Here is a 25,287-nt window from a genome sequence, read left to right on the forward strand (position 1 = left end):
TCGTTACTCACTAGCAGAATCCAACCTGAGGAATATCGCCCTCTCCCGTAGGAACCGCAGTCTTTCCTTGCACGGCATAGATCTTCCCATCAGCCCCGACATTGTGCGTGAAGGTCTGCAGATGCGGAGTTTCCACCGCAGGGTTCCCGTGTGCCGCTCCAACTAGGTCAACCCGGTACAGAATGATGCCCTGGCTGTCATAGACTGCATAGTTGGTCATTTCTCCATGGAAGCCTAGTCGATAGAGAACTCCATTTTCAGGCCCACCCGCACCAAAGGCACCTCCGACTGGGAACTTTCCTCCCCCCGTCCATTCCTGTGCATTAGACCACGGGTTCACTGGCGAGTCATTGTGGACCAAGATCGGGACACTGCCCGCCACAACATAGTACGTGTGGATGTCGGCCACGGTGAGGTTGTACGTGACGATGTGGCCGGTGTAGTTCCGGATCTTGGTCACGGTGGCGACGGCTCCGCTGGGTTCGCGAAGGTGGTCGCCGAGGCGGAGGTCTGCTGCGTTGGTCCAGCGTTGGGTGGTGTTGTCCCAGTAGGGGTGGTGCTGGGTTGAGGTAAGGCCTTGATCGCCGTGGGTCGTGTGAATGGTGAGGTCGGTGAAGTCGGTGTCGGTGAGGGTCTTGATGACTGCTGTGACGATTTCCGGCTGCGTGCGGCCGGTGAGGGGGTCGGTTGCGGTGACACTGTCGCCGACCCTGATTTGGCTGATGGGTTTGGATCCCCCGTCGGCGAGCAGTACTGGAGTGGTCGCCGGGAAGCTGTTCGTGGCGCACTCGGCGGTGGCCAGCCCCTTGAGCAGCTGACCGAGTTTGCTACTCCCCGATTCCGCCGCGGCAGTATCGGCCCCTGCAAGGGAGTCCAGCAGCCCTGCTGCCCCATCGGCCGGCCCGCATGCGAGGGCACAGTTCGCGATGTCGCATGCGCTCTGGTCTTTGTCTCCGCTGGCTGTGCACTTGTACCAGGGGATGACGATCGACATGTCTGCCAGCGCGGACAGCATCTTCTGGCCCGCGGCGTTGGACGCGTCCATCTGGGCCTGGGTCATGCAGCCTGTGAACCGGTTGCAGTAGCCCGGGGCTACGACTGGCTTGTTGTAGTAGTCCAGGATCTCCTGGAGGATCTTGTCGATCTTGGCTTGCCTGGCTGCGGCTGCCGCCGCGGCTGCAGCTGCCGCATCAGCCGCGTGTGCTTCGGCCTGGGCGGCGGGGTCGTTGTTGGCCTCCTGCCCCTCCTGCCCGATTGACTGTGCGCCCTCCTGGCCGCTGGTGACCTCGTCGTGGACGCAGGTGGCGTCGCACTCGCCGTTGTTGTCGGGGTTATAGACGTGGAGGCCGTTGGCATCGGTCGAGTTGACGGGGTCGTTGTTGGCGTAGGCGTAGCCGTTCCATTGCTGGGGGCTGGCGCTGGTGTCAAGGATCGGGTCAGGGCTGAGGAAGCGACCTGTTGAGGGCTGGTATTCGCGGGCGCCGAGGTTCGTGAGTCCAGTGGTCGGGTCCTGGGTGCCGCCGACGAAGCCCTTGTCGCTGTATCCGTTGGCCACCGTCCAGTTGGGGCTGGCAGTGCGCGGGTTGCCGAAGGGGTCCAGGTAGCGGCGGGTTTCGGCGAGGTTGCTGTTGTTGTTGAGGTCGAGGCTGGCCGTGCCGTGGGGGTCGCTGGCCTGGAAGTTGAGCAGGCTTCCTTCACGGACGATGGTCAGCCCGTTGGGCTCGTCGTAGGTCCGGGTGTCGGTCAGGACGTTGGTGCTGCTGTTGAAGGTGGCTTCGTCGGCGCCGAGGAAGATGGTGGTGCTGGTGCCCACCGTCCGCAGGAGCGGGTTACCGTCCGCGTCGTAGATGTAGGAGGTGGTGGTAGAGCTGCCGGCAGGCTTGTCGGTTTCGAGGTGGCCTTCGGGATCCCAGGTGAGGTTGGTGGTGCCGGGGGTCGAGGAGATGGCGGTGGTGTTGCCGTCCGCGTCGTACTGGTAGGCGGTTGAGCCTGGGTTGCCGGGGCCGGTGCTGGAGGTGGAGAGGAGGGCGTGGGGTCCGCCGGTGCCGCCGCCGGTGTTGGGGGCGGTGGTGGGGGTGTTGTTCTGGCCGGGCTTGAAGACCTGGTTGGTGGTGATGTCGTCCGCAGTGATGCCGGCGGTGTTGTGCTGGACGAGTGTGGTGCGGTTGCCGGTCTGGTCGTAGCCGTAGCTGGTCCAGTACGGCGCGGGTCCGCCGACAGTCGTCTTCGCTTGGCCGGTCGCGCCGGAAGTCGGCGTGGCGTTGCTGCAGTTGCCGATGCCGGCGATGGACGGTGCTGCGGCGAGGGTGACCTTGCCGGTATCGCTCCAGGCCGTGGTGAGCCGGCCGAGGTAGTCGTACCCGAAGCACTGCAGGTCGGTGCTGGCTCCGCCGTCGGCGACGTCTTGCGCCGAGGTGAGCTGCCCGGCCTGATTGTAGGTGTAGTTGTACTGGTCGACAGAGCCGTTGGTGGAGGTCTGCTTGTCGATGTAGTCGTTGACGACGCGGCCGGTGGCCTGGTCGTAGACGGCTGACGCGACGACCTGGTGGCCCCACGGGTTCAGGGTGGTGCGGACGGGGCGGCCGTAGGCGTCGTAGTCGGTCGCCTCGTCGTAGGTGGTGGTGCTGGAGCCGTTGTCGGTCATGACGCCGTTGACGTCGTAGCCGTAGTTGATGGTCTCCACGGCCTGCGCAGTCGTGGTCGTGGTGCCCACGGTGCGGGCGACTGCACCGTCCTGACCAGCTGTCAGGTTGCCGGTGATGGGGTCATAGGCGGCGCGGGTGGTGTAGGTGAAGGGTGTGCTGCCTTGCCCGACGACGCTTCCGGGGAGCGTGGTGGTGGTGCCTGTGGAGTGGTAGCTGTTGTCGTAACCGAGGGTCGTCTCGGTGTAAGCAGGACCTGTGGCTCCGGCGGTGTAGCGGGTGGCGGAAGCAGCCTGGCCGAGGCCACCGCTGACGGTGTCATAGGTCCAGCCGGCGAGCTGGTTCGCAGCGCTGACACTGCCGTTGTACTCGCCGGTCTTTCGGCCGAGCAGGTCGTAGGTGAAGGCCAGGGTCTGCTTGCGCGCGTCAGTGGTGGACGCGACCTGCCCGTCATTGTTGTAGGTGAGGCTGCTGGCCCCGGTGTCGGGGTCCTGCTGGGAGATGTCGCGGCCACGCAGGTCGTACGTGGCGGTCCAGGTGTCCTTGCCGGTCGCGTCAGTCCGGCTGGTGTTCTGCCCCGCGGCGTTGTAGCCGTACGTGGTGACGTCCGCGTTGGCCTGCACGTCGGTCGCCTTGGCAGTGGTGTACTGCCACAGCTGGCTGACGCGGCCCGCGGCGTCGGTGATCGTCGTGGTGGGTGTGGCGCCGGTGGGCGGATCGACGTCGGTCTGGTCCACGCCCAGGTAGACGGTCTGGGTGGTGTTCTGGACCTGACCCAGCGAGCGGAACGTGGAGGTGACCGGGCGGCCCTGCCCGTCGTAAGTGGTCACTGTCTGACCGGGAACCTGGGTGTCCGCGGTGGGGTAGAGCGCGGTGGAGGGCGCCTGGTCACCGTTGTACCAGGCGTTGTTGGTCTTGATCGTCCAGCCGTGCGAGTCGTAGAAGGTGTCGCTGATCAGCCGGCCGGTGTAGGCGGAGATCGCCGGCGTGGCCTGCGTCTGGACCGTCTCCCCGAAGCCGTCGAGGATTCCGATGCTGACGTTGCGGTGGACCCCGTCGCTCTGCAGCTTCCCGGTGGTCACGGTGGAGGGGGCGGTGCTGCCATTGACGGCGTAGGTGTAGAGGATGTCCGGGGCCGGGCTGGTCGAGGTGGGGTCGGCCGGGGTGGCTGCGGGGGCGCGTCCGGGCTGCCACACGGCGAGGGTCCGGCCCAGGGCGTCGTAGCTTGCCGTCGTGGTGTGGCCGTTGATGTCCGCCGCGGCGAGCGGCAGATCACGGGCGGGGTCGAAGGTGCTCTTGGTGGACCAACCGGTCGCCGACCCGGGGGCGGGCTGGGTGACTGTGACCGTGTCGGGGAGCTCGCCCGGCTTTTCGGAGCCGAAGTTCGTGGTCGTGGTCGCGCCGCTCTGGTGGGCGCTGTCGGTGGCGTTGGGGTCAGTGGTCGAAATGACGCGTCCGTAGCTGTCGTACGCCTTGGACTGGGTGGTGACGTACTGCGCCGTTCCGCTCGAGTCGTAGTGGTCCAGGACCTGCGCACCGGTCGGCGATCCGGTCGCCCCGACCTGACCGAACGGCAGGCCGTCGAAGAGGGTCCGCTGCCCGGAGACCGTGTTGGTGCTGGTGGCGGTCGCGGTGCAGGCCCCACTGCCCTGCAGGGTGAGCTGCTGATCAGCGAGCTCTTCCATCACCGGATTGCTGCCGGTGGCATAGCTGTAGAGCGTGCACGTCTCGGGCAGCCCGTCGGCTGTCGTGTCGACGCTGATGGTGCGGTTGCCGTGGGCCGGGTCGGTGGTGGTGGTGACGGTGTTGGTCCGCCACGTCTTGTCTGCCTTCAGGGCCTTGGATGTGGCCGTGGTGACGGTGGCGGCGTACCGGGCGACCAGATCGGGCATACCCGAGCCGACCACGTGCGTGGCGGTGGTGGAGGGCTGGGTCTCGCGGGTGACCGTGTAGGCGACGATGCTCCCGCCTGCCTGGTTGTAGGTGTCGGTCTCCAGGACCGAACCGGCCAGCCAGTCATCGTCCTGAACCGTCTCACCGAGCGAGTCGGTAGTGGTGACGGTCGGGCGCAGGGCCCCGGTGGCGAGGTGGTCGCCGTTCATGCCCTGCAGGTAGTGGGTGACGGTCTGGGTCTGCGGCCCGTCGGTCCCGTTGCCGGTGACCGTGGTGACTGTGTCGAATCCGCGGAAGTCGTCCCAGGTCCGGTAGCTGGGGTCGGTCAGTTCGCTGTCGTCGCGGTGCCAGGCGGCCTTGCCGTAGGTGTAACTCGTCACTCGGGGCGGGGCGTTCGCGACCAGGTCCTGGGTGCTGACGTCCTTGACGGTGTAGCGGTTGAACCAGTCCTGGACCGGCGCGGAGCCGGCTGCAGAACCCGGTGGCGACCAAAGCACCGAGTAGCAGGCCATCTGGTCGCTGTCGGGTGAGGCCGGCATGACGTTGTTGACGCGAGAACAAGCCGGAAGGTTGTAGTCGATGTGGATGGCTTCGCCGGTCTCGGTGGTGATCACCTGGATCCGGGGCCGGTTGAAGATCGGAGGCGTCGGGGTCACTGTGGTGCCGTCGACGCGGTTGGCCATCATCGCGGGGGTGAACGTCACCGCTGGCAGCGTGAGGGCGGAGCCGCTGGCCTCGCCGAGGGTGTCCTGGCCGGTGCGCTGGATGGAGTCGAGCCACAGCGGCGGCTTCGTCGTGTCGCCCGGGTCGGGGTACGACTGGCTCAGCGTGTATTTGTCGACTGGTGCGGTGGCGCCTTTGTACTGGATGGTGGTGGTGATGGTGGCCAGGCGCTGGTTGGTCCAGAAGCTGGGTCCGATATTGGAGCAGGTGCCAAGCTGCGGGCAGTTCTGGTCGTAGGGGACGTCGGGCCAGTGTGAGGAGTTGCTGCTGTCGAGCGTGGCGATGGTCGTGCCGTCGTTGCAGACGAAGCCTCCGGCGGTGGAGCAGCGTCCCTCGGGCGCAAGGTTGAGATTGACGGTGGCGGCGGGTGCTGCGGTTCCCTTTGCGGCGATTTGCCCGGCGAGGGTCTGGCCGTAGTCGATCCGGATGAGGGAGCCGCCGCGGGTGTAGAGGGTGTTGGTGCCGTTGTCGAGGTTCTGGCCTGCGCCGAGGGCGTAGTAGTTGGTCTCGTCGGCGTAGGTGTATGTCGTCAGGTTGCCGTTGGGGTCGACCGAGTAGGCGAGGTTCCAGCGCCATGGCATGGAGCACCATGAGCCCGTGCCGGACGAGGAGAGGTTGCACGGGTCGCCCGACTTCGGGGAGAACACCGGGACGGTCCATGCGGCGTCGGTGGTCGGGTCGGTGCCGTCGCCGCCGGGCAGATGGTCCAGGCCGAAGTAGTAGACCGTCCCGGAGGTCTCGGTCACCTTGACGTACTCGGTGTCCGTTCCGCCGTTGCTGGTGGGCTGCCCTCCGCTCGACGGCATGAACTCGACCTGGGTGCCGTCGTCGTCCTGCAGGTGGTAGAAGGTCGGCTGGGTCGGGTCGTTGGTGGGGTTGGAGGTGTCGTCGCGTACCAGCGCACCGGAGTGACCACCCAGGGACAGCGTCGCGTTGTAGCCGCCCCAGCACAGGTCGCCCGAGTACTGGAGACCGTCGCTGGAGCAGGGCAGGTAGGAGCGTTCGATGTAGCCGCCTGCGCCCACGTCCCAGCCGTCGCCCACGATGGACGCCTGGCTGTTGGTCGAGGAGGTGCGGCCGTCGACCGACGAGGAGTCGTAGGACAGGGAGACCTGCGGGGCGGTTCCGCCCAGGGCCGGGGGAACCTGGATCGGGTAGCTGTAGCTGAAACCGCCGCTGGAGTCGCCGGCGGTCCACTTCGAGCTCGGCAGCAGGCTGGTGGCTGCGTACGTGCCGGTACCGCCGGAGGGGGTGGAGTCCAGGGCAATGACCTGTGTCGGAGACGCCGCGGTGGCGGCACGCATGGTCACCGGAGCGGCGCCGTGCGACGTCAGGGTGGCCGGCATCTGCACGTCTGCGACCACGCGGCGGGTGGCAGAGTCGTAGTGCGAAGGAAGCGGGGTCCGCTTGAGGCAACCCTTCACGTTCGGGGTCGTCAGCGCGCACGCCGGCAGTTCGACCAGCACGGCGCGCTGCGCGGCGTTGCCGCCGAACGACTGCTCCAGGCTGCTCGCGTCCAGCCCGATCTGCATCTCACCGGCGGGTGATCCGGCGGGCCGGGTGAGCGTGACCAGCATGGCGTCGGAACCGGCCGCGCGGGTCTGGCTCGCGCCGGCAACGGTGACCGATACGGCACCTGTTGCCGGGGCCACCGCGGGCGCGGCAGTCGACCCGCCCTGCGTCGCTGCAGCGCGCTGGGTCGCATTCACGTTCCCGGCGCTGGTGGCGGGTGCGAGCCAGACCGGCAGCGATCCCACCTGCACCGGCGAGGCAGTCACCGTCGTCGTGGCCGAGGCTGTGTCAGCACCGGTCCGGCTAGGCGCCGCGTGCGGCAGAGTGACGGTCGCCTTTCCCGGATGAACCCCGCTGGTCTGCCCTGGCCCCGCCCACTGCTTGGGAACGGGGTAGTGCGGCTTCGTGCGCGCGGGCAGACCGAAGTCGTAGCCCTCGATCGACTTGGTGACCTGGAGCGGCGTGTTGGGCGGGGACCAGATCTTGTGCGGGTCGACGGGAGACCGGGCTGCCAGTGCCTGCGCGGTCGAAGGTGCCAGCAATGCGGACATCAGGGCCAGTGCGCTGGCGGGTCCCACGAAGCGTCGAACGCTGACGCTCCGCCTCGCGAGACTGATGCGCATGCTCCGCTTGAACACGATCCCCCCACAGACTTCAGCCCCGCCTGACGCGAGACCAATTCGCACACAAGAGGACTGAACCTTTGTCACACCAGGGGCACAGGTCAAGACATGTGCCCGTTCTGCACGGAAGGTCCATGTGTGTGTCCTGTGTCACATCTGTCAATGCCTCCGTTTATCTGCGGGAACACCCGATTTGACTCAACAGCAGGCAGTTGACCTGCCTTGACTCCCGGGAGAACTTGTAGGGTCCATGCTTCAATCCGGGGGGAGTCACTACCCATGCCCACCGTTCCGCCCGCCCGCCGGGCCCGTCACGCCAAGCGGCTACGCCGCCTCGGCGTGACCACCGCCCTGGCCGTACTACTCGGCGGCTTGACCACTGTGCCCGCAAGTTGGGCCGACACCTCGTCGGACGCGGATGCCCAGGTCACCGCGGCGATCACGGCACACGCCTCCGACTCCCCGCCACCGACGGCGGTTGACCAGGCTGTCGCCCAGGCCAAGGCAAGCGGTCAACCGGTGCCGGTCAACGCACTGACCACCCCCTTCAGCACGACCGTGGCCAACCCCGACGGATCGCTGACACAGCAGCAGACCACAAATCCGCAGCGCGTCCAGGTCGCCGGCGCCTGGCAGCCGCTCGACGCCACCTTGACCCCGAACAGCGACGGCACGTTCTCCCCGAAGACAGCCTTCCAGCCACTGACCCTGTCGGGTGGCGGCGCCGGTCCCCTTGCGACCTTGTCCACCTCGGACGGGAAGACCCTCGCTCTGACCGCTCCGTTCTCCCTGCCGACTCCAACCGTCAACGGGGACGAGGCCATCTACGCGGACGTCCTTCCGGGGGTCGACCTGGAGGTGCAAGCCAACGCGGTCGGCGGATTCAAGACCGTCCTGGTCGTCAAGAGCGCTGCAGCTGCCGCCAATCCGCAACTTCAGGACCTGAAGTTCTCCACCGCTGCCTCCGGGGTCACCGTCGCCGCCGACGCGGGCGGAAACCTGAGCGCCGACGATGCCAGCGGCCACGTGGACTTCCAGGCCCCCGCCCCGCAGATGTGGGACTCCAGCACCAGCAGCACCACCTCCGCTCACACGGCCGCCGTGCACACCGCAGCTGCGCTCGCGTCCACGGACAGTCCGAGCCCCTCCCCCTCCGCGACTTCCGGCGGCACCACGGACAACGCGACGACGAGCAGCGCGGACGGCCCGGGTACCGGAGCCCAGGTCGCACCGGTCGCAGCCACCGCGACCAGCGGGGCGGTCGACCTCAAGCCCGACCAGGCTCTGCTCACCGGCTCCCAGACCCACTATCCGGTCTACGTCGACCCGTCCTGGATCACCAACAGCCCCTGGCAGCAGGAATACACCTGGGTCCAGTCCGGCTACCCCACCAAGGTCAACAACAACGACAGCGACAATGCCGGGCACCCCGGGGTGGGCACCTGCGGCACCAACTACCCCAACGGAGGATCCTGCAGCGTCACCGACACTCAGCGTTCGTTCTTCCAGTACGACATCTCCGGGTACTCCGACTACGTGGTCGACTCAGCCACCCTGGACACCGTCGAGTACGAGTCAGCTGACCTGTCCTGCACCACCCAGTACACGATCTACGCGGGCGTCGCCGGCGCGATCAGCCCGACCACGGACTGGAACAACCAGCCCGGCTACACGAACTTCGCCCAGCAGAACGTGGGCGGATCCGGCGGCAGCGGCTGCTACAACAACGTCGACGCCCACTTCACAGTTACCAACCAGCTCAAAACCGCTATCAGTGACGGCTGGAACCTGCTGGACTTCTCGGTCACCGGTGACGAGAGCAACACAATGGCGTTCAAGCGGCTCACCGACGGAACCCAGCTGACCATCCAGTACGACATCGGCCCTAAGGTGCCGACCAACCTCCGTACTTCGCCGCGGGAACCCGCCACCCACGCCTCCGACGACCCGGCCAGCACGAAGACCGAGAGCTGCGGCAGCTCCACGGTGTCCAGCATGGGCTGGATCGGCGCTGACGACACGACTCTGATGGCCACCGTGACGAGCCCTGACCAGGCTCAGCTCGGCGGCTGGTTCAACATCTGGGACGACGACACTGCCAACTACCCCAGCGTTGCCTCCACCAAGACCGTGGCCATGGTCAACTCAGGAACCGACGCACAACTCGCCATACCCGCAGGCACGCTGAAGGACGGCCACTACTACACCTGGCACGTCGCCGCCGACGACACCCTCGCACCGACGGTCATATCCGCAGCCTGTTCCTTCCGGGTGGACCTGACGCCACCCACCGTCTCTTTCCCCAACGCGAGCTCAGGCCAGTTCCCGCCCGAGGGATCGGGCCAGGTCAGCAGCGTTCCCGTGGGCTCCACCGGCACCGTTGCTGTCACCCTGACCGATCCTGCGCCCGCCAACTACAGCGGCCTCACCGCAGCCCAGGTCTCCGGCGTCGACTGCGTGCGCTGGAGCTTCGACCCCCAGTTCGCAGGCGCCGCATGGCAGTGCGGGGCGAACATCCCCGCTGGCGGACTGCTGCCCGTCACCCCCGGCCACTGGGGCACCAACATCCTCTACGTCCAGGACGAGGACAACGCGGGCAACCTCTCCCAGGTCGCCACGGACGCCTTCTACGTCCCCTGGAACAGCAACGGGCCCGCCGCCCGCTACGGCGACCTCACCGGCGACGGCGTCCCTGACATCCTGCTGCCCTCCACCGACGGCAACCTCTACGCCCATTCCCTCCCCTCGACCAGCCCCTCCACCACGCAGGCCGCGAGCAGCGTCTCGTCGCCCGACGGAGACAGCTGGGCCAACTACCAGATCGCCCACCGCGGCAGTCTGCGCACCGGTATGAACGTCGACGACGTCCTGGTCCACAAGCCCGGAAACGCCAACCTGTACCTCTACAAGAACCCCGGCAACACGGCCGTGGACGGGATCCTCGACACCCATCACACCATCAGCAAGCCCACCACCTGCAACGACCTCGGCAACACCGGCTTGTGCACCAGCTACAACGGCTCCGACTGGTCCAAGACCGTGCAGATCGCCGCCACCGGTGACATCTCCACCACCAGCCTGAACGGACAGGCCTTCCAGAACCCCACAGGCCTGGTCACCGAGGAGACCAACTCCGCAGGCAACGCCGCCTTGTGGTACTACCCGGTCATCTCCGACAACACCCTCGGCGCCGCCATCCCGCTCTCCCCCACCGGCTGGAACGGCTGGGACCTGATCTCCCCCGGCGACTGGGACCACCAAGGCCGCCCCGGCCTGTGGGCCCGCAACCGCACCACCGGCGCCATCGACGCCTACACCTTCACCACCGGCACCATCAGCACCACGGACAGCTTCGGCAACGCCGTCGCCATCCCCGTCGCCACCGCCATCAGCGCCCCCACCACCCTGACAGGTACCTTCACCGCCGCCGCCTACCCCCAGATCGGCTCCGAGGGCGCCCTCACCGGCCCCACCGGCATCCCCGACCTGTGGACCCTCAACACCAGCGGCACCATCCAGGAATGGAACGGCACCACCAGCGACGGCACCGCAAACACCGCCGTCACCGGCTTCACCACCACCCCCGCCACGGTGGGCACCACCGTCTCCGGCACCGACGAATGGCTGCCCAACACATCCTCAAGCACCAGCAGCCCCTGGGCCGACACCGCAGGACTCAACACGGCCACCCCGACGGGCACCCCCACGCACGGCCCGGTCGCCGACAGCACCGGAGTGTCCCTGCAGGCCGCCACGTTCGACGGCAGCACCAACTACCTGAGCGCCGCCCAGGCCGTCGACACCAGCCACGACTACACGATCTCCGCCTGGGTCAACCTCAACGCCAGCTACAACCCCAGCGGCTACTACACCGCCCTGTGCCAACGTGACGCCACCGGCGCCCGCTGCTCCGCCTACCTGCAGTACTCCGCCGCCTTCCACGGCTGGGCCTTGGTCGCACCAAATACCGACTCCGCCAGCGCATCCAGCTACGCCCATGCCGGGGACAACCAGACCCCGAAGCCCGGCGTCTGGACCCAACTCGTCGGCGTCTACAGCGCCACCAACCACACCATGACCCTCTACATCAACGGACAGATCGCCGGAGGCGGAGCCAACACCACCCCCTGGACCGGAAGCGGCCCCTTCCTCATCGGCGGCGCTGACGGCGGCAACACCCCCGGCAGCATCGCCAACTTCCCCGGCAGCATCGCCAACGTCCGCACCTACCCCCAGGCCCTGCCCCAAGAACAGGTCTCAGCCCTGTACCAGCAGCAGTCCACCTACGGACTCCCGTAAGGCGGCTCTCAGCCGGGCCCGGCACCCGCACCCCATGCGGGACCGGGCCCAGCCCGCGCCAACCCCCATCTGAAGCCACCCACCACACCCGGGAGTCCCACCGTGCGTCGCCGCACCGCCCTACCCGTCACCGCCACGACCGCGCTGCTTGCCGCAGCGCTCCTACTGCCCGCCACCGCCGCGGCAGCAGACCCGGCCCCCACCACAGGTGCCACTCCCGGAACCAGTGCGCCCACAACCGACCCGACCGTGCAGATCACCGGACTCCAAGCGCAACAGACCAACCACGGCTACGTCCTGCGCGCCGCGGTCTCCGGCGAGGTGGACCACGTCGTCTTCACTCTCCACCAGTCGATCCCGACCGGCGGTCCAGGCCCCAGAATCTCCCTCACCGTCAGCCAGCCCTCGCCCGACGGGACCTGGCAGACCACGGGCCCGCTGGGCGTGCCCCACGGCTTCTACTGGCTCTCCGCCTACGCCTACAGCGCCGACGGAACCCCCAGCTACGAGGAGATCCTGGGCGGGAACGCGCTCCCCCTGACCCCGATCCCGGTCTTCCACAACACGGTCTTCAGCACCGGACCGCTGTCCTACGACGCCCCAGCCGAGACCGTCACGGGCAAATTGACCACCTACGACCCCGACACCGGCGACACCGGAGTCCCCTGGACCGGCCCACTCACCGTGCAGGCCAGCGCCGGGAACACCCAGGCCAGCGGCAACGTCGCCACCACAAAGACCATCGCCGCCGACGGCAGCTGGTCCATCTCCTTCCAGCCCCAGCCCAATGGCAACGGTGACCTGCCCGTGAGTGTCCAGGCGGCCCTGCCCGGCCTGCCCTGCCCCGAATGCCTCCAGGAAATCATCACCGGGCCCAGCACCTCCGTCCCGACCGCACTGAACTGGCCGACCCGGATCGTGCTCGACCACACCAGTGCCACCGCCACCGCGGGCACCAAGACCACCGTGTCCGGGGTCATGGAGTACCAGGACACCACCGGCTGGCACCCACTTCCCCACACGTGGCTGTTCCTCGGTAGTCACGACACCCACAGCTCCGTAGCGCAGGCACAGACCGATGCCGCCGGACGCTTCACCTTCACCGCGACTGTCCCGGACACCACCACCAGCTGGGCGATCAACCCGATCTCCAGCATCGCCCCTTACCTCACCCTCAACTCGGCCGACTACACCATCACCGCGGTGGCCGACCAGCCCAGCCTGCAGCTGTCCGGCGCCTCCATCGACGCCAACAGCAACCTGACCTTCCACCAGACCGTCACCAGCGCCACCGGCACCCCCAACGGAACCGTCCAACTCCAGCAATCCGCCGACGGGCACACCGGCTGGACCACCATCACCACCCTGCCGGCCACCACCGCCACCCACACCGTGCGCGTGTCCAACCCACACGGCTACTGGCGCCTGTACACCCCTACCACCCCCGGCTACACCCAAGCGGTCAGCGACACCGTCCACACCTTCCGCTACCAGAGCCGCATCACCGGCGGCCCCACCAACACCAGCGTCCGCCCCGGCACCTGGGTCCACTTCACCGGCACCCTCACCCAGCAGGGCTACGGCCCCTGGGCTCCTTGCGCGGGCCAGAGCGTCCAGCTGTGGTTCCGACCCGCCGGCTCCACGCGCACCTACCTCGAGGGCACCGCACACACCAACACCCAAGGGGCCTTCGCCCTGTGGGTCCGACCCACGACCAGCGGCACCTGGACCCTCACCTACCAGACCACCAGCCCCTGGAACACCAACGCCTCCACCAGCACCACCGTCCACGTCAGCTGACGGCCGACCGCGGCAAGGGGGTGCATCCGGTCAGGACCCGCTATGAGCGCCACCCGTCGCCCCGGAATGTCCATGCCATGTAGTCGGTCCGGCGGGCGGAGAACGGGGTACGCCGCCGTCACCGCCGCTACTGTTCGATTGGGAGCCAGCGGTGGGCGGCAGCGCGCTTGTCCGGGGTCACCCACCAGAGCTTCGCAGTGCGGTCCCATTGGGCCCCGAGCTCGCGCTTCGCCTGGTCCTTGTCAGCGAAGGGCACGTTGAGGTAAAGCCGTCCGCCTATCTCAACTCCAGGTGCCGGGCCGTCGACTGTCAGCGGGACGCCATTACTGCCCGAGTCCAAACCCGCTGCTGTGACGGCAGTCGTCTGCTCGGCGACACCACGATGACCGTCACGTCGGGTGGAGCCGGTCCGACGCTCGGGGCGGGCGCGATCGATGATGCGGCGGACGCGCTGGCACGCAGCCCCGTCAGTGATGCGCATCATGAGGTCAGTCGGTCCGGTACCGCACAAGAGGTTCAGCGAGCCATGCCAGAGAACGGTCTCGTCGACGATGAGCACCTTCTCGTGCATCCTCTCGCGCTGCTCAACCCGACAGCCGGCTGCGCGCAATTCCTCGACCAGCGCCGCCTTCCGGGGCTGGGCGGAGTGATCGCGGGTGAACACCGTCACCTGCACGCCACGGGAGGCGAGCTCGCGAAATGCACTGCTCCAGTACCTCACCGGTTGCGGGTCCAGGAAGGCACAGTAGACCTCGATCGACTTACGGGCTTGGCGGAGGTCCCAGGCGACCGCGCGCTGGACCTCATCAGAGGGGAAGAAGGCAGGCCGAGCCAGCTCATCTTCCGACAGCCCGCCCAGGTCGGAGGCTGCGCGGATGGGGACGAGGTCGTCCACAGGCAGCCGGATCGCGTGCTGTTCGAGGTGGTCCAGCATGTGCACGACTTCGCTGTGCGGAGCCAGGTTCTCGCGCAGATGCTCGGTGTCGGCAACCACGACCAGATGGTCCTGGGCCCGGCTCAGCGCGACGTTGAGCAGGCGGCAAGTCTGGGACGAGAGTCCGGTCCCCGAGTAGAAGTACCCCGGCGAACGCCCGGCTCCGGCGACGGTGTCGATGACGACCAGTGGACGCTGGCTGCCTTGAAAGCGGTGAACCGTATCGACCAGGCCCTCGTACTGCTCGCCGAAGCGTTGGGCCAGGCTCTGGTTGAGCGCCTTGACCTGATCCTTGTAGGGAGCGATGACCGCCATGCGATCGGCTGCTCGTTCGCCAGGTGGCACATCGGCCCAGTTGCGCCCCGGAAGCACGCCGTCGTACTGGAGCCCGCGCACCAGCTGGTGAATCACTGCCTCATGTACGACGTTGGACTTATGGTCGCGGCCTGGGATGCGTCGCGCGGATGTATCGACCAACACCAGTGGACCCTCCAAGAGAGGAGAGGAGGGCAGCCGAGAGCCGTCAGACCGTCCTGTACGCAAGGGCGAGTCCGGGTAGGCAACAGCATTGACGAGACCACAGATTGCCGAGTGCATGCGGTACTGGGTGTTCAGCGCCACCATCCGGGGGTCACCGATGCGCGCAGAGCCGCTGGCGGTGACGAGTCCAGCCGCGTGGAAGGCATCGCGCTCGGCCCACCGGCGCGAATGCTCGCGCTCGGGTTCGGTGGCTTTGCGGTCCTGGCTCCCCTTGGTGATCGCGGGGAGCTGGCGGAAGTCCCCGGCCAAGATCAGACGCTTGTCGGCTAGCCCCGCGACGTACCACGCCGAGGGAAGATCGACCATCCCAGCCTCGTCCAGGATGACTACGTCAACGCGGTCCAACAGTTTGCGGGACTGCACGGCCTTCGCGACCGTGGTGCCCATGACGCGGCAGCGTGACCGGACCGCATCGGCGAGGCCGCGCCGCTGCCGGTCCAGCTCCTCCAGTTCCCGCTGTAGCACGTCAGCTCGCTCGACGAGGCGGGGACGCGGCAGCAACCCCGCCAGGGTCGACTGCAACGCGGCGAGGCGCGGTCCAAGGTCGGCGATCAAGGCGCTGGTGGCGCTCTCCTCCTGCTCGGCCCAGTTCCGCTGGTGCCAGTTGTCGGAGAGCGCCTGGTCGATGGAGTTCAGCTGCCCTTGGAGTTCTTGCAGACGCGCCGCTTTCCGACTGGCCATCAGGCCTGAGGGGATGCCGATCTCGGAGATCTTCAGACGGAGGGCGGTACCTTCGGCGTCGAGCCGTAGTGCTGCTTGGGCTGCCTGCTCCATCGTGGTAATCGCGGTGGAGTTGCGCTTCCACGCTGCTGAGAGCGACTCGGTGAGTTCAGCTGCCTGGTCATGCACCTGGAGCTCATCGCGAACCGTGGTCAGCTGGGACTGCGCCACCACGATCGCCGCATCGATCTGTACCCCCATTCGCCCCGCGATGCGCACCGGGTCGACGAACTCGCCGTAGTTCTGCTCCAGGCTCGCGACCGAGATATCTCCAGCGCGCTGTACCAGCCCGTCCTCGAATCCAGATTCCCCCTGAAGGAGGTCGCAGATCCGCTCCAAGGCTTGGTCCACCGCTACGTTGGTCGGCGCCAAGAACAGCAGGTTCAGCCCCTGGCGGTAGCAGCCCTCCGCGATATGGGAGACCACATCGGTCTTGCCCGTCCCAGGCGGCCCCCAGAGGAACAGGGCACTGCTGCCGAGGGCTTGCTCCACCGCGGTTCGCTGCGCCGGGTTCAGCTTCAGGGTGCGCCAGCGGCTCACCAGGCGGTCCGGGTCCGCCGCCCGGGAAAGCGTCGGCGTGCTCAGGCCCAGCACCTGACCGCTCTTCGCCGGATCCACTGGGCTGCCGGTCTGGCCTGCGGCCTCCAGCCGCTCGGCCAGCACCACCCAGTTCGAGGCGTCGTCCTCGCGCAGCAGCACCGAACTCGGGTTCGGCCCGAGATCGGTTGACGTGGTGACGCGGATCTTGCCGTCCGGCAGTCGTGTGGCGTCAGCGGTCGCCCATGGCTGCTGGCTTCGTTCCGGGCGCACCAGCACTGGCCTCCCGTTCAGGGAGTCTCGCCATGAGCGACAGGTGAATAGGTACTCGGATCGATCCCCGCCGCTGATACGACGACCGCCCTGTAGCAGTACCTTCTCGGCACCATCCCCGGAGTCTCGGCGACACGCGGCGATCTCGGAACGAACCGCTGCGAGTAGATCCCGCAGCGGTCCAGGAAGCTGCTGTTCCATCGTCGCCCCCCATGGCGTCAACTTCCGCTACTCCAACGGATCTTAACCTGGCACAGTGCGCGGTGATGCCCATGCGACGGAGCGTGATCTCGGCCGTCCAATCCAGCGGTCCCTGTCGGTGCCTGCCCGAAGTGCGGGACATGGTCCGCCACCTGCGCAAGTCCACCGCTGTCATCCCATGGGAGTAGCGTTCCTGTCGATCGTGAACGACGCACTCGACGAAGCGAAGGAGGTTGAATGGCACAGCAGCAGAACGGATCTGACGCTCAATCCGCAACCTTGATCAACGATCACCATCTGCCAGAGCTCATGCGACGATGCAGTAACAGGCTGCTCGACGTCGTAGTCCCGGCCCCCAAGTCAGTATCCGTGCTCTGGGGCGTACACAACCGAAAGCGGAAGACCCGACTTATCCACGATGCCCACATGAGTGCTGTCACCCGGGCGGTGGTCGACTTGCAGAAGCAAGCCGGCATGGTTCAGATCGGGGCCGCCTGGTACGACATGCCCGTCACTGTCTACCGGCTGGAGCACTGCACCGGCGTCGCGGAGGAGCCGCACCTGCACACCCACCTGCTCGTCGACACCGAACTCCGAGACGGCCAGCAACGCGGCTCGCTGGACGTCTCCATCCTTCAAGATGCACTTGAACTCGTTGGACTCCAGTACCAGGTCTCTCTGGAGCAGGAACTTTGGCGCCGACTCCAGCTGGGGTTCGAGCAGAGGCGGAGGGGGACCCGCCAACTCTGCGGAATCGACGAAGATCTGATGAAGGCCTTCGCTGATGGCTCCTGCACGATAGGCCTCCGCCAGTTCACTGCAACCGCGTAGGCCTCGCCGCGGCCATCGAGCAAGACCACCGGCAGACCGGCCGCTCGCCCGACTTCAGACGGGAGAACGATCCCCAGCGAGCCGAAGCACTACAACTTCGTTGCGATGGAGGCGAATTGCTCAGAAGGCTCAGCGAAGCTTGAAGACGCCGTGCTGGTGCTGTCCGAGCTCGCGTCCAACGCGGTACGGCATGGATGCACACTGCCCGATGCGAGGCCAGGGTCTTCCTGGAGCACGTGCAGGTTGCCGCATACGTCTCGGGGCGTCACCTGCTGGTGCGCATCCGCGTCGAAGGGGGCACCATTCGTCTGGAGGTGTCCGACCCGAGTCCGGTCCTGCCCGCCCCAGCCTGCGCACTGGCTGACGACGAGGGGCGGCGCGGGCTTGTCATCGTCGATGCTCTCGCGACTCGCTGGGGTGTGCGGCACCGTCCCGTCGGCAAGACCGTGTGGGCGGTGATCGGCGCGGAGGCGCAGTGATCGGCGCGGCCGGTGGGCCGGCGCCCCGTGCCAATCCGCTGCGCTGTCCGCTGCCTCGTAAGTGACGCACGCGAATTGATCAGCGGTAGCGGATCAGCCGGATCGAGATGATCCCCTCGGCGGCGTCGAGCTCCACTGCTCCTTCGCGACTTGGGTCGAGCAGAACCAGTCCCCGCGCCGCCGTGTTGGCGGCCGTGATGAGGCGGCCGACGGACTCGCGCCCACGCCGGTCGCGGCGGCGGACCCAGGCCAACATACGGGCCCCTTGAGGGGCACCGACGACGACCGCGATCGCCGCGGACCAGTCGGGGACCTCCACGATCTCCAAGGGCTGCCCGAGTTGAGCGATCGTCGGCCCGTACCAGGCAGCTGGGCCCGGGGCGGGCGGAAGAGGAAGCTCCTCGACCCCCGGAACGCCTCCGGCCAGCCACTGGTCGAGCCAGCGCCACGGGTCGGTGTTGGGAAGCCCGAACGGAGCGCTGTCGTCCCTGGGGACCAGGACCGCCGCATCCAGCATCCCTTCGTGCCAGTCGCCTCCGGCGAGCAACGTGCGGGTGTTGCAGGCGAAGAGCCAGCCGCGACCGAGGTCGTCGGCCGGGTCCGGTGCCACCAGGGTGACCTGCCCTCGGTAGGTCTCGCCGAGCCACGCCTCCGCTTTCCGGACGGCCGAGGCCAGGTCCGGCGCGAGGCGGCGCCACTCCGGTGCTGCCAGCGGGGAGTCACCGCGCGGCCGGTGGAGGCGGGCGAGGCTGAGCCTGCGCACGCCCGTGGCGTCCAGGCGGGCGAGACCGCCGGTCTGGCCGTCGAGGACCACGACCTTGCCGCCGTCGTTGTAGGCGTAAAGCAGGTGGCCCGTGGCCTCGAAGCCGCCTAGCTCGCGCTGGACCCAGACCACGCCGCGGGTGTCGGCACCGCCTGCATCGACGGCGGCGAGGACCTGGTTCCAATCCGCACAGACCGCGACCTGCGCGCCGGAGAAGTAACGGCGGATCAGACGGCTCCACCAGCCCGGCGCCTCGTGGGCCGGTTGCCAGGGCAGCACGGTGGTGCTGGCACCGCTGATCGCCGCGTCCACGGTCACGAGGCAGCCGCGCGCGTTGACGCGGTCCTCCCAGTCGCGACGAAGACGCGGGCGCGGGTCCCGCTCCAGAGCTGCGACGTCGCCCCACGGGTCGGCGTTTCCAGGATGGAACGGGACGGACCCGTCCTTCGGAACGACGACGGAGGCGTTGAGCATCGGGGTGGTCGGGTAGCCGGGCTGCGCCAGCGGGCGCACGGCGTACCACCAAGCCTGCGCGGTCTCAGCGACTGGATCGGGAGTGGCCAGTTCGACGACCGGCCCGTAGAGCTCGTGCAACCAGGCACGAGCGCAGTCAGTGGGGGCGGCCCACGTGTTCAACGTCCCGCCCCCGGGCCGTACGGCCATACCCCGGTTTCCAGGTAACGGTCGGCCACGTCACTCGGCATCGCGCTGGGGACGAAATCGACTTCTCCGGTGTCCTTGCGGACGTAGAGTGCCCGCGACATCAGCCGTTCCATGATGTCCCCGCTGTCCAGATACTCCTGAGTGTCGAAGACGACTCGCCAGGCCCAGCCATGCTCAGTGATCCACTCGTCCCGGAGCACGATCGTCGGAGGCGCCGTCGGGTAGTGCACCTTCAGGAAGGCCCGAGCCGCTTCCATCGCTTGATGCCTGGTCATGGTTCTTGCTGCTCCTTTGGTTGCGCCAACGTGGTGCGCTTCGAGTGAGTGGGCGGATGGCCCTTATCGGTACGGGATGTACTGCAGATCCGTGATGTCGTTATTTTCGAGCATCGCTAGTTTTCCGGTCTGTCCGTCGAGGTAGATGACTCGGCCACCGTCGTTGATCACATTGAAGATGTGTGCCGTTCCGTCGCCGCGGAAGATGGCAACGGCCCCACGCGCCCCGGGGCCCCGCGCTGCGATGTCCTCGCTGACCGTGTCGTACCCGCTGACCTGACGGAACTGGGCATCCGGGTTGCCGAGCACCTTTTGGTAGAGATCCTGGGTCTCCTTCAACCCGCGGCCTTTCATCAGCGGCGCAGTGTCCACGTCCGTGCCGTCGAGCCGGCGGTCGACGGTGACAACGTTGTTGGTGCAGTTCTGGTCGAAGCCCGGCGTGCCTGCATCGAAGCGTGGCCTGTTGATCTCGTTCATCCACGGGAACTCGTTGTCGATCAGCGCCTGGCCCGCTTCGGGCGACACCGAGCCGGAATGGTAGGCCGGGTAGTTGGCGCGCGTATCCGGTCGCCAGGGCTCAGGCTGCTTGTCGAGAACGTTGTTCAGGTCGTTCAGATCCGCCGCGCTGCTGTCCAGCGCGACGTTCGCGGCTGCGTCGGTGGTGGCCGCCTCTGCGGCTCCAGCTCCGTCAGTCGCCACCGTCTGCACGATGTTGGGAACAAGGTTGCCGAAGGCCTGCGACGGGTCGGAGGTCCAGCCGGACCCGAGCATGGACGCGGTCGCCTTGATCGGGTGCGTGCTCATGTTGAGCAGCCCCGCGGCCGTCGACGAGACTCCGTCGAGATAGGAGGCGGGGTGGGTGAGGTTGTACGGGTCCATCGGGTCCAGCGAGCGCGCGAACTTGACGATCCCGAGGGTGCCCTTGGCGACACCGCCGTAGAAATGCACGTACTCGTTCGGCAGGTCCTGGGCGATGTCGTGCGCGTCGTCGTACATCTGCTGGAGGAAGCTGGGCTTCGCCGGTGCCATTGAAGTGGCGGCCGTGATCTTGGCTGCCGCCGTCTCAGCCATGCCGTCGCGCTGCCGACGGGCCTCGTCGAGCGTGGACTGTGCCGCCTCACGATCCGCTTCACCAGGGTCCTGGAACGGCCCCGGCTGCGTCGGCTTGCTGCCTGGGTTCCGGCCGTTCGCTATAGCCTGGTTGTAGGCACTAGCTTGGGAGTTGTAGGAGCTCACCTCTGCGTCGTAGGCGGTCTTGGCCGTCTGCGTCGCCTGCTGGCCCCGGTTGTAGAGCGCAACGGCTTGCTTGGCCTGACCCTGAGCCCAGGTCACGGTGGACCCGTAGTCCTCCAGGGCGCCGGCGGCATCGCTGCAAGCGTCGGACGCATGGCCCCACTGCGGCGGATGGGGAGAAAACTTCGCACGGAAGTTGTCTGCGGCCTTGCCCTGCCAGTGTTCGGTGTCGAGCTTGGTCAAGCCCTGGTGCGTCTCCTCGAACGCACCCTGGAAGGACCGCAGGTGGCCAGCGGCTGTGGAGATCGCATCGGGGTCACCCCAGATGAGCTCCTTCTCATCGTCGGTCTGGCCGAGCTCAGCTTCCTTGCCCCAGCCCGGGAATCCGGGCAGGCGACCTGCCAACGGGCCTGGGAGAGGACTCATTTGAGTTCCCCGGGGACGCTTTCGATGTCCTTGAGGTTCGACTCCGCTGCGCCCACAGGATTGACCAACGGGCTGCTGTTGGCAAAGTCCTTGCCCTCGTTCTCCCAGGTCGTCTTGGCGTCCTTGGCCGCCTTCTCGAAGGACTTGGCCGAGTAGTCGGGGGTGTTGGCCTGGGCGATCTGGGCCAGCGACATCTGCTCGGCCTGCTGGTCGGAGAGATGCGGGTCGCTCACGGCCGCCGTGACAGCGTCCTTCATCAAGCCCTTGACGTACTGCTCCTGCTCGTAATAGGCGCCGGCGGAGAGGCCGAGCTTTCCGGCGAAGGTGTTACCGTCCTGCACCAACGTGCGGACTCCCCAGCCCCAGCGGTCGCAGAAGCCGGAGAATGCCTGGTGCAGGGCATCGTGACCCATCTGCCCTGCTGAGACGTCGATGTTCCCGAAGCCGCGGCCCTCCGTCGCCTCACCGTCGAATCCGAGCGTCTTCAACTCGGTGATGGTGTCGTTCAGGCCCTTCGCCGTGTCGTTCAGCGCGTTGATGTCGACCTGGTAGTGGTCGGTCACAGCCCCACCCTCCTACGAGCCGCAATGGCCCCGTTCTTCTCATCGACAGCCACCCGATCGGGCACAATTCCCCGGACCGGTGGCAGGAGCAACGGACGGTCGCTTCCGACATCGACCGCTACCCCGCAGGGTGAGCCGGCCTCCGGGGCAGCCACGTCCAGCAAGCGCGCGCCGTCGATGCGCGCGAACTCCCATGGCGCAGCGCCGTCTCCACGTGCCACGGCCCACCGTGCCAGCGCAGCAGGGGTGGTGAAGGCGAGCAGCCAGGTGATCCCACGGTCGTCGACCGCGAGCGGCTCGCGATCCTCCGTCGGGCAGAGCAGGACGGCGCGGCGGAAGGTGTCCATGAGGCACCCAGGGGCGGTCCGTCCCGCGTACATCTCGGCGACCTCGTCCGTGAGTTCGTCGTTCCCCAGACCGTCCAAGGCTCCCCCAGGCCATCTCTCTGTCAATGTCGTCTCGCGCTCCGTGTCTGTGCGCGCACCCACCTTACGTGCCGTCAACGTGCAGGTCAGAGCCCTGCCCCCTGGAGTATCCGTCGCGGGTACGGCCCTGAGCTGCACGTTCGCAACTTGTCCGTGGTCAGGAAAATGAGTACGAATACTTATGTCGGTCCCCGCTCAGCATCCTTAACATCAAGAATCACGTGGGTCTCGTAGGCATGAGGGGGGACAGTGAGCGCACCAACGAGCACGGACCCGCTCTGGCCACTTACTACGGGCTCGGCTGCGCCGACCGCTGGGGGCGCGACGGTCAGCGTCGACCCGGCAGCGTTGGAGGCGGAGAGCAAGGTCCTCCAGGAGGTCGGTTCGGCGATCCCAGGCCAGGCGGTGCGGCTGTACGGTCCGTCCGACGACGCGGTCTTCCAGCTCTACGGGTGGCGCATCGCCGCCGCGCTGGACGCCTGCACGGAGGCGTGGGTCGACCTGCTGAAGAAGTTCGGCACCGGACTCGACCAGAGCGGCGAGAAGCTGCACGCAACGGCGACCAACTACCGCACCTCCGACACCTCGGCCTCGAAGAACTTCCAGAACCTGCTCAACGGCCCCGGCCTCGGAAACGGAGCCTGAGCGCAATGGTCACCTTCTCGGAACTCCTGGACGCCCGGTTCGCCGCCCTCGGGCACGCCGGAGACGCCTACGACGCGCTCTCGGCCGCCTTCGAGGCCCACGTGAGCGAGGTCGCCACCGTGGCTAACGGCCTCGAGCAGAACTGGACGGGACTGGCTGCCATCGAGGCCGCGGCTGCGTTAGGCAAACAGCAGAACGACCTGACAGCGGCTCACGAGGAGATGTTGAGCGTCGGCGTAATCCTCCACGAGGCGGTCGCGGCCTTCACCGCCGCGCAGACCGAGCTGACCGCCGCACTGGAGGCAGCCCGCGCGGCCAACTGCACCGTCGAGCCCGACGGAACCGTGACCGGACCGCCGATGACGGAGGCCGAGCACCACGACATAGACGCTGCGGAGCAGCGAGGCATCCTCGTCGAGCAGATCGCTGCGCGGATCAGCCAGGCCGTCCAGGCCGCCGACGAGGCCGACACCCAGTTCGCCGCCCGGCTCAACGCCCTTGCCGGGAACGGACATGACGGCAGCGGCTTGAATCTCGCCACCGCGAACTCCGACCTGAGCAGGTTGGTACCCGGGAAGTCCGGGCCCAAAGCCGTCAACTCCTGGTGGAACGGCCTCTCGGCCGCCGAGCAGCAGACCTTCATCCACGACCAGCCGGGCGTCTACGGCAACATGAACGGCATCCCGGCGGTCGCGCGGAACGAGGCGAACCGGATCTATCTCGGTCAGCTGCTCAACCAGTTCGAGTCCATGCCGCAGCCGCTGAGCGCCGCCGATCAGCAGAAGCTCGACGGGTTCCAGGCCATCCAGACCACGCTTGACAGCTGGGGGAAGGACAACCCGCCGCTGTTCCTGCTCGGGATCGGCAGCCAAGGGCAGGGTCGCGGGATTCTGGCGATCGGCAACCCGGACAGGTCGACGAACGTCTGCGCCTTCGTTCCCGGGATGACCACGACGCTCACCAGCATTGCAAACGGTGACTTGGCCAGCGCCCACCGGCTTTTTGACAGTGCCGAGCTAGTCGCCCCCTCAAGCACAACCTCGACGATCGTGTGGCTCGGCTACGACCCTCCGCCCGGTGACCCCACTGACCCCCACACGCTCGCCGTCATGGGATCGTGGCGCGGCCAGGCTGGTGGCGCTTCATACGACCAGTTCCTGGCGGGGATCCGCTCGACGCACGGTTCCACGCCGCTCCATCTCACCGCGCTGGGGCATAGCTACGGGTCGTTCACCGTCGGCCAGGCGGCGCAGCGGCCGGGCGGCACTGGGGCCGACGACATCATCCTCATCGGCAGCCCAGGCACCGGGGCGGCGAACGCGTCCCAGCTCAACGTGCCGGCCGGGCACGTATGGGACGGAGCGGCAGCCAATGACGAGGTCACGCAGCTGCCTTCCAAGTTGAACGTCGGTATGGACTCGGTGGTCGGTCCCGTGCTGGGCCCGGCCGGGACAGCCGCGCTCGACAACACCGTCGACCCGAATCAACTGTGGTTCGGCACGGACCCCGCAAGCGGCCAGTTCGGCGCCAACCGGTTCAGCGTCGCGAACGGCGCCGCATTGCCCCTGCTGCAGGCCCACTCCCAATATTTCGACCCGGGAAGTTCGTCCCTGACCAACATGGCCGCGATCGTGACGGGCGACTACGCCAAGGTCACATTGACTCAACCACGATGAACACGAACGGAAAGCCCTTGAACGCAGCAGGCGTTGCGGCGCTCGTCCTGGCAGCGGCCCCCCTCCTTGGCGGGTGCGGCTCGGTGGGTCACGACGTGACCAGCGAGCAAGTCACGCTCACTGCACCGCAGGCACACACGGAGATCGACAAGATCTATGCGGAGACCTTTACGTCGATCACCCCATCGTTGAAGTGGCGGGACGGCTGGCCACAGGTCAACCCCAACGTGTCCGGCCTCACCGGCCAGGCCGACGGGACTGCCACGGTGAGCGAGGACCGGTACAACCTGACGATCGTCGCTGCTGACAAGCGTCCGACCCTGCTCGCAGCGCTCGCGAAGAGCTGGCAGCACCTCGGCTTCTCCGTTACCAGCGACGTATCGGCCCCGATCCCGCGAGTCGACGCCACCGAGGGCGGCGGCACGCGAGCCTCGGTCCAGGTGATGCCCTCCGGCGTTGTCGATTTCACCGTCGTCGTCGGCAACATCAAGGACCCGGGCATCGGCAAAGAGAACGCCCTCTTTGGGCCAGAACCACCACAGCCGACCGATGCCAACGGTGCGCCCGACGTCACCCCGAAGTACGAGGACCCGTACTGGTCCCGCTGAGCG

At 67.3% G+C, this 25,287-nt stretch carries 14 protein-coding genes; 7 read left to right on the forward strand and 7 right to left on the reverse strand.

Going from position 1 to position 25,287, the window contains the following annotated elements; translation table 11 throughout:
- Positions 1-10: 10 nt before the first annotated feature.
- Positions 11-7,321, reverse strand: a complete 7,311-nt coding sequence (locus I2501_RS20780; RefSeq protein ID WP_196195635.1) for a polymorphic toxin-type HINT domain-containing protein — start codon at positions 7,319-7,321, stop codon at positions 11-13.
- Between the two features lie 351 nt (positions 7,322-7,672).
- On the opposite strand from I2501_RS20780, the gene I2501_RS40290 reads away from it, so the two are divergent.
- Positions 7,673-11,692 (forward strand): LamG domain-containing protein, encoded by a 4,020-nt coding sequence (locus tag I2501_RS40290; protein ID WP_196195636.1) that lies wholly within the window; start codon positions 7,673-7,675, stop codon positions 11,690-11,692.
- Positions 11,693-11,794: 102 nt separating this feature from the next.
- Positions 11,795-13,492 (forward strand): hypothetical protein, encoded by a 1,698-nt coding sequence (locus I2501_RS20790; protein WP_196195637.1) that lies wholly within the window; start codon positions 11,795-11,797, stop codon positions 13,490-13,492.
- Positions 13,493-13,619: 127 nt separating this feature from the next.
- Here the strand turns inward: I2501_RS20790 and I2501_RS20795 are convergent, their stop codons facing one another.
- Complete coding sequence (locus tag I2501_RS20795) at positions 13,620-16,502, reverse strand: AAA domain-containing protein (RefSeq protein ID WP_196195638.1); 2,883 nt, start codon at positions 16,500-16,502, stop codon at positions 13,620-13,622.
- A 504-nt stretch (positions 16,503-17,006) separates the two neighbouring features.
- On the opposite strand from I2501_RS20795, the gene I2501_RS20800 reads away from it, so the two are divergent.
- Entirely contained in the window at positions 17,007-17,528 is a 522-nt protein-coding gene (locus I2501_RS20800; RefSeq protein ID WP_236046843.1) for a relaxase domain-containing protein, read from the forward strand.
- A 194-nt stretch (positions 17,529-17,722) separates the two neighbouring features.
- On the forward strand, positions 17,723-18,007 hold the full coding sequence (locus tag I2501_RS20805; RefSeq protein ID WP_236046764.1) for an ATP-binding protein: 285 nt from the start codon (positions 17,723-17,725) through the stop codon (positions 18,005-18,007).
- Between the two features lie 79 nt (positions 18,008-18,086).
- Here the strand turns inward: I2501_RS20805 and I2501_RS20810 are convergent, their stop codons facing one another.
- The 5 genes from I2501_RS20810 to I2501_RS20830 all read right to left on the reverse strand — a co-directional run bounded on the left by I2501_RS20810 (position 18,087) and on the right by I2501_RS20830 (position 22,355).
- Complete coding sequence (locus I2501_RS20810; RefSeq protein ID WP_196195640.1) at positions 18,087-19,364, reverse strand: YrhB domain-containing protein; 1,278 nt, start codon at positions 19,362-19,364, stop codon at positions 18,087-18,089.
- 38 nt (positions 19,365-19,402) lie between these two features.
- Positions 19,403-19,708: a YrhB domain-containing protein gene (locus tag I2501_RS20815; RefSeq protein WP_196195641.1), complete on the reverse strand. Its 306-nt coding sequence runs from the start codon at positions 19,706-19,708 to the stop codon at positions 19,403-19,405.
- Between the two features lie 63 nt (positions 19,709-19,771).
- Positions 19,772-21,346 carry a putative T7SS-secreted protein gene (locus I2501_RS20820; protein ID WP_196195642.1) on the reverse strand — a complete coding sequence of 525 codons (1,575 nt, stop codon included), beginning with the start codon at positions 21,344-21,346 and terminating at the stop codon, positions 19,772-19,774.
- 17 nt (positions 21,347-21,363) lie between these two features.
- A complete protein-coding gene (locus I2501_RS20825) occupies positions 21,364-21,930 on the reverse strand; it encodes a hypothetical protein (protein ID WP_196195643.1) in 567 nt (188 codons plus the stop codon).
- Positions 21,927-22,355 (reverse strand): SseB family protein, encoded by a 429-nt coding sequence (locus I2501_RS20830; protein ID WP_236046766.1) that lies wholly within the window; start codon positions 22,353-22,355, stop codon positions 21,927-21,929. Before I2501_RS20830 ends, I2501_RS20825 begins: the two co-directional genes overlap by 4 nt.
- Positions 22,356-22,604: 249 nt before the next feature.
- On the opposite strand from I2501_RS20830, the gene I2501_RS20835 reads away from it, so the two are divergent.
- The 3 genes from I2501_RS20835 (at position 22,605) to I2501_RS20845 (ending at position 25,284) form a co-directional block, all read left to right on the forward strand.
- A complete protein-coding gene (locus I2501_RS20835) occupies positions 22,605-23,000 on the forward strand; it encodes a hypothetical protein (protein ID WP_196195644.1) in 396 nt (131 codons plus the stop codon).
- Positions 23,001-23,101: 101 nt separating this feature from the next.
- Positions 23,102-24,676, forward strand: coding sequence for an alpha/beta hydrolase (locus I2501_RS40660; protein ID WP_196195645.1), 1,575 nt, complete (start codon positions 23,102-23,104; stop codon positions 24,674-24,676).
- The gene (locus tag I2501_RS20845; RefSeq protein WP_196195646.1) at positions 24,673-25,284 is read left to right on the forward strand and encodes a hypothetical protein; all 612 of its coding nucleotides are present in this window, start codon (positions 24,673-24,675) and stop codon (positions 25,282-25,284) included. Before I2501_RS40660 ends, I2501_RS20845 begins: the two co-directional genes overlap by 4 nt.
- Positions 25,285-25,287 lie beyond the last annotated feature (3 nt).

The sequence above is a fragment of the Streptacidiphilus fuscans genome, assembly GCF_015690355.1.
Taxonomy (GTDB): domain Bacteria; phylum Actinomycetota; class Actinomycetes; order Streptomycetales; family Streptomycetaceae; genus Streptacidiphilus; species Streptacidiphilus fuscans.

Excerpts from the sequence above, each read along its gene's own strand:
- I2501_RS20815 (WP_196195641.1), bottom strand. The coding sequence starts at position 19,708 with ATGACCAGGCATCAAGCGATGGAAGCGGCTCGGGCCTTCCTGAAGGTG.
- I2501_RS20800 (WP_236046843.1), top strand. The coding sequence starts at position 17,007 with ATGCGACGATGCAGTAACAGGCTGCTCGACGTCGTAGTCCCGGCCCCC.
- I2501_RS20780 (WP_196195635.1), bottom strand. The coding sequence starts at position 7,321 with ATGTCCGCATTGCTGGCACCTTCGACCGCGCAGGCACTGGCAGCCCGG.
- I2501_RS20845 (WP_196195646.1), top strand. The coding sequence starts at position 24,673 with ATGAACACGAACGGAAAGCCCTTGAACGCAGCAGGCGTTGCGGCGCTC.
- I2501_RS40290 (WP_196195636.1), top strand. The coding sequence starts at position 7,673 with ATGCCCACCGTTCCGCCCGCCCGCCGGGCCCGTCACGCCAAGCGGCTA.
- I2501_RS20805 (WP_236046764.1), top strand. The coding sequence starts at position 17,723 with ATGCACACTGCCCGATGCGAGGCCAGGGTCTTCCTGGAGCACGTGCAG.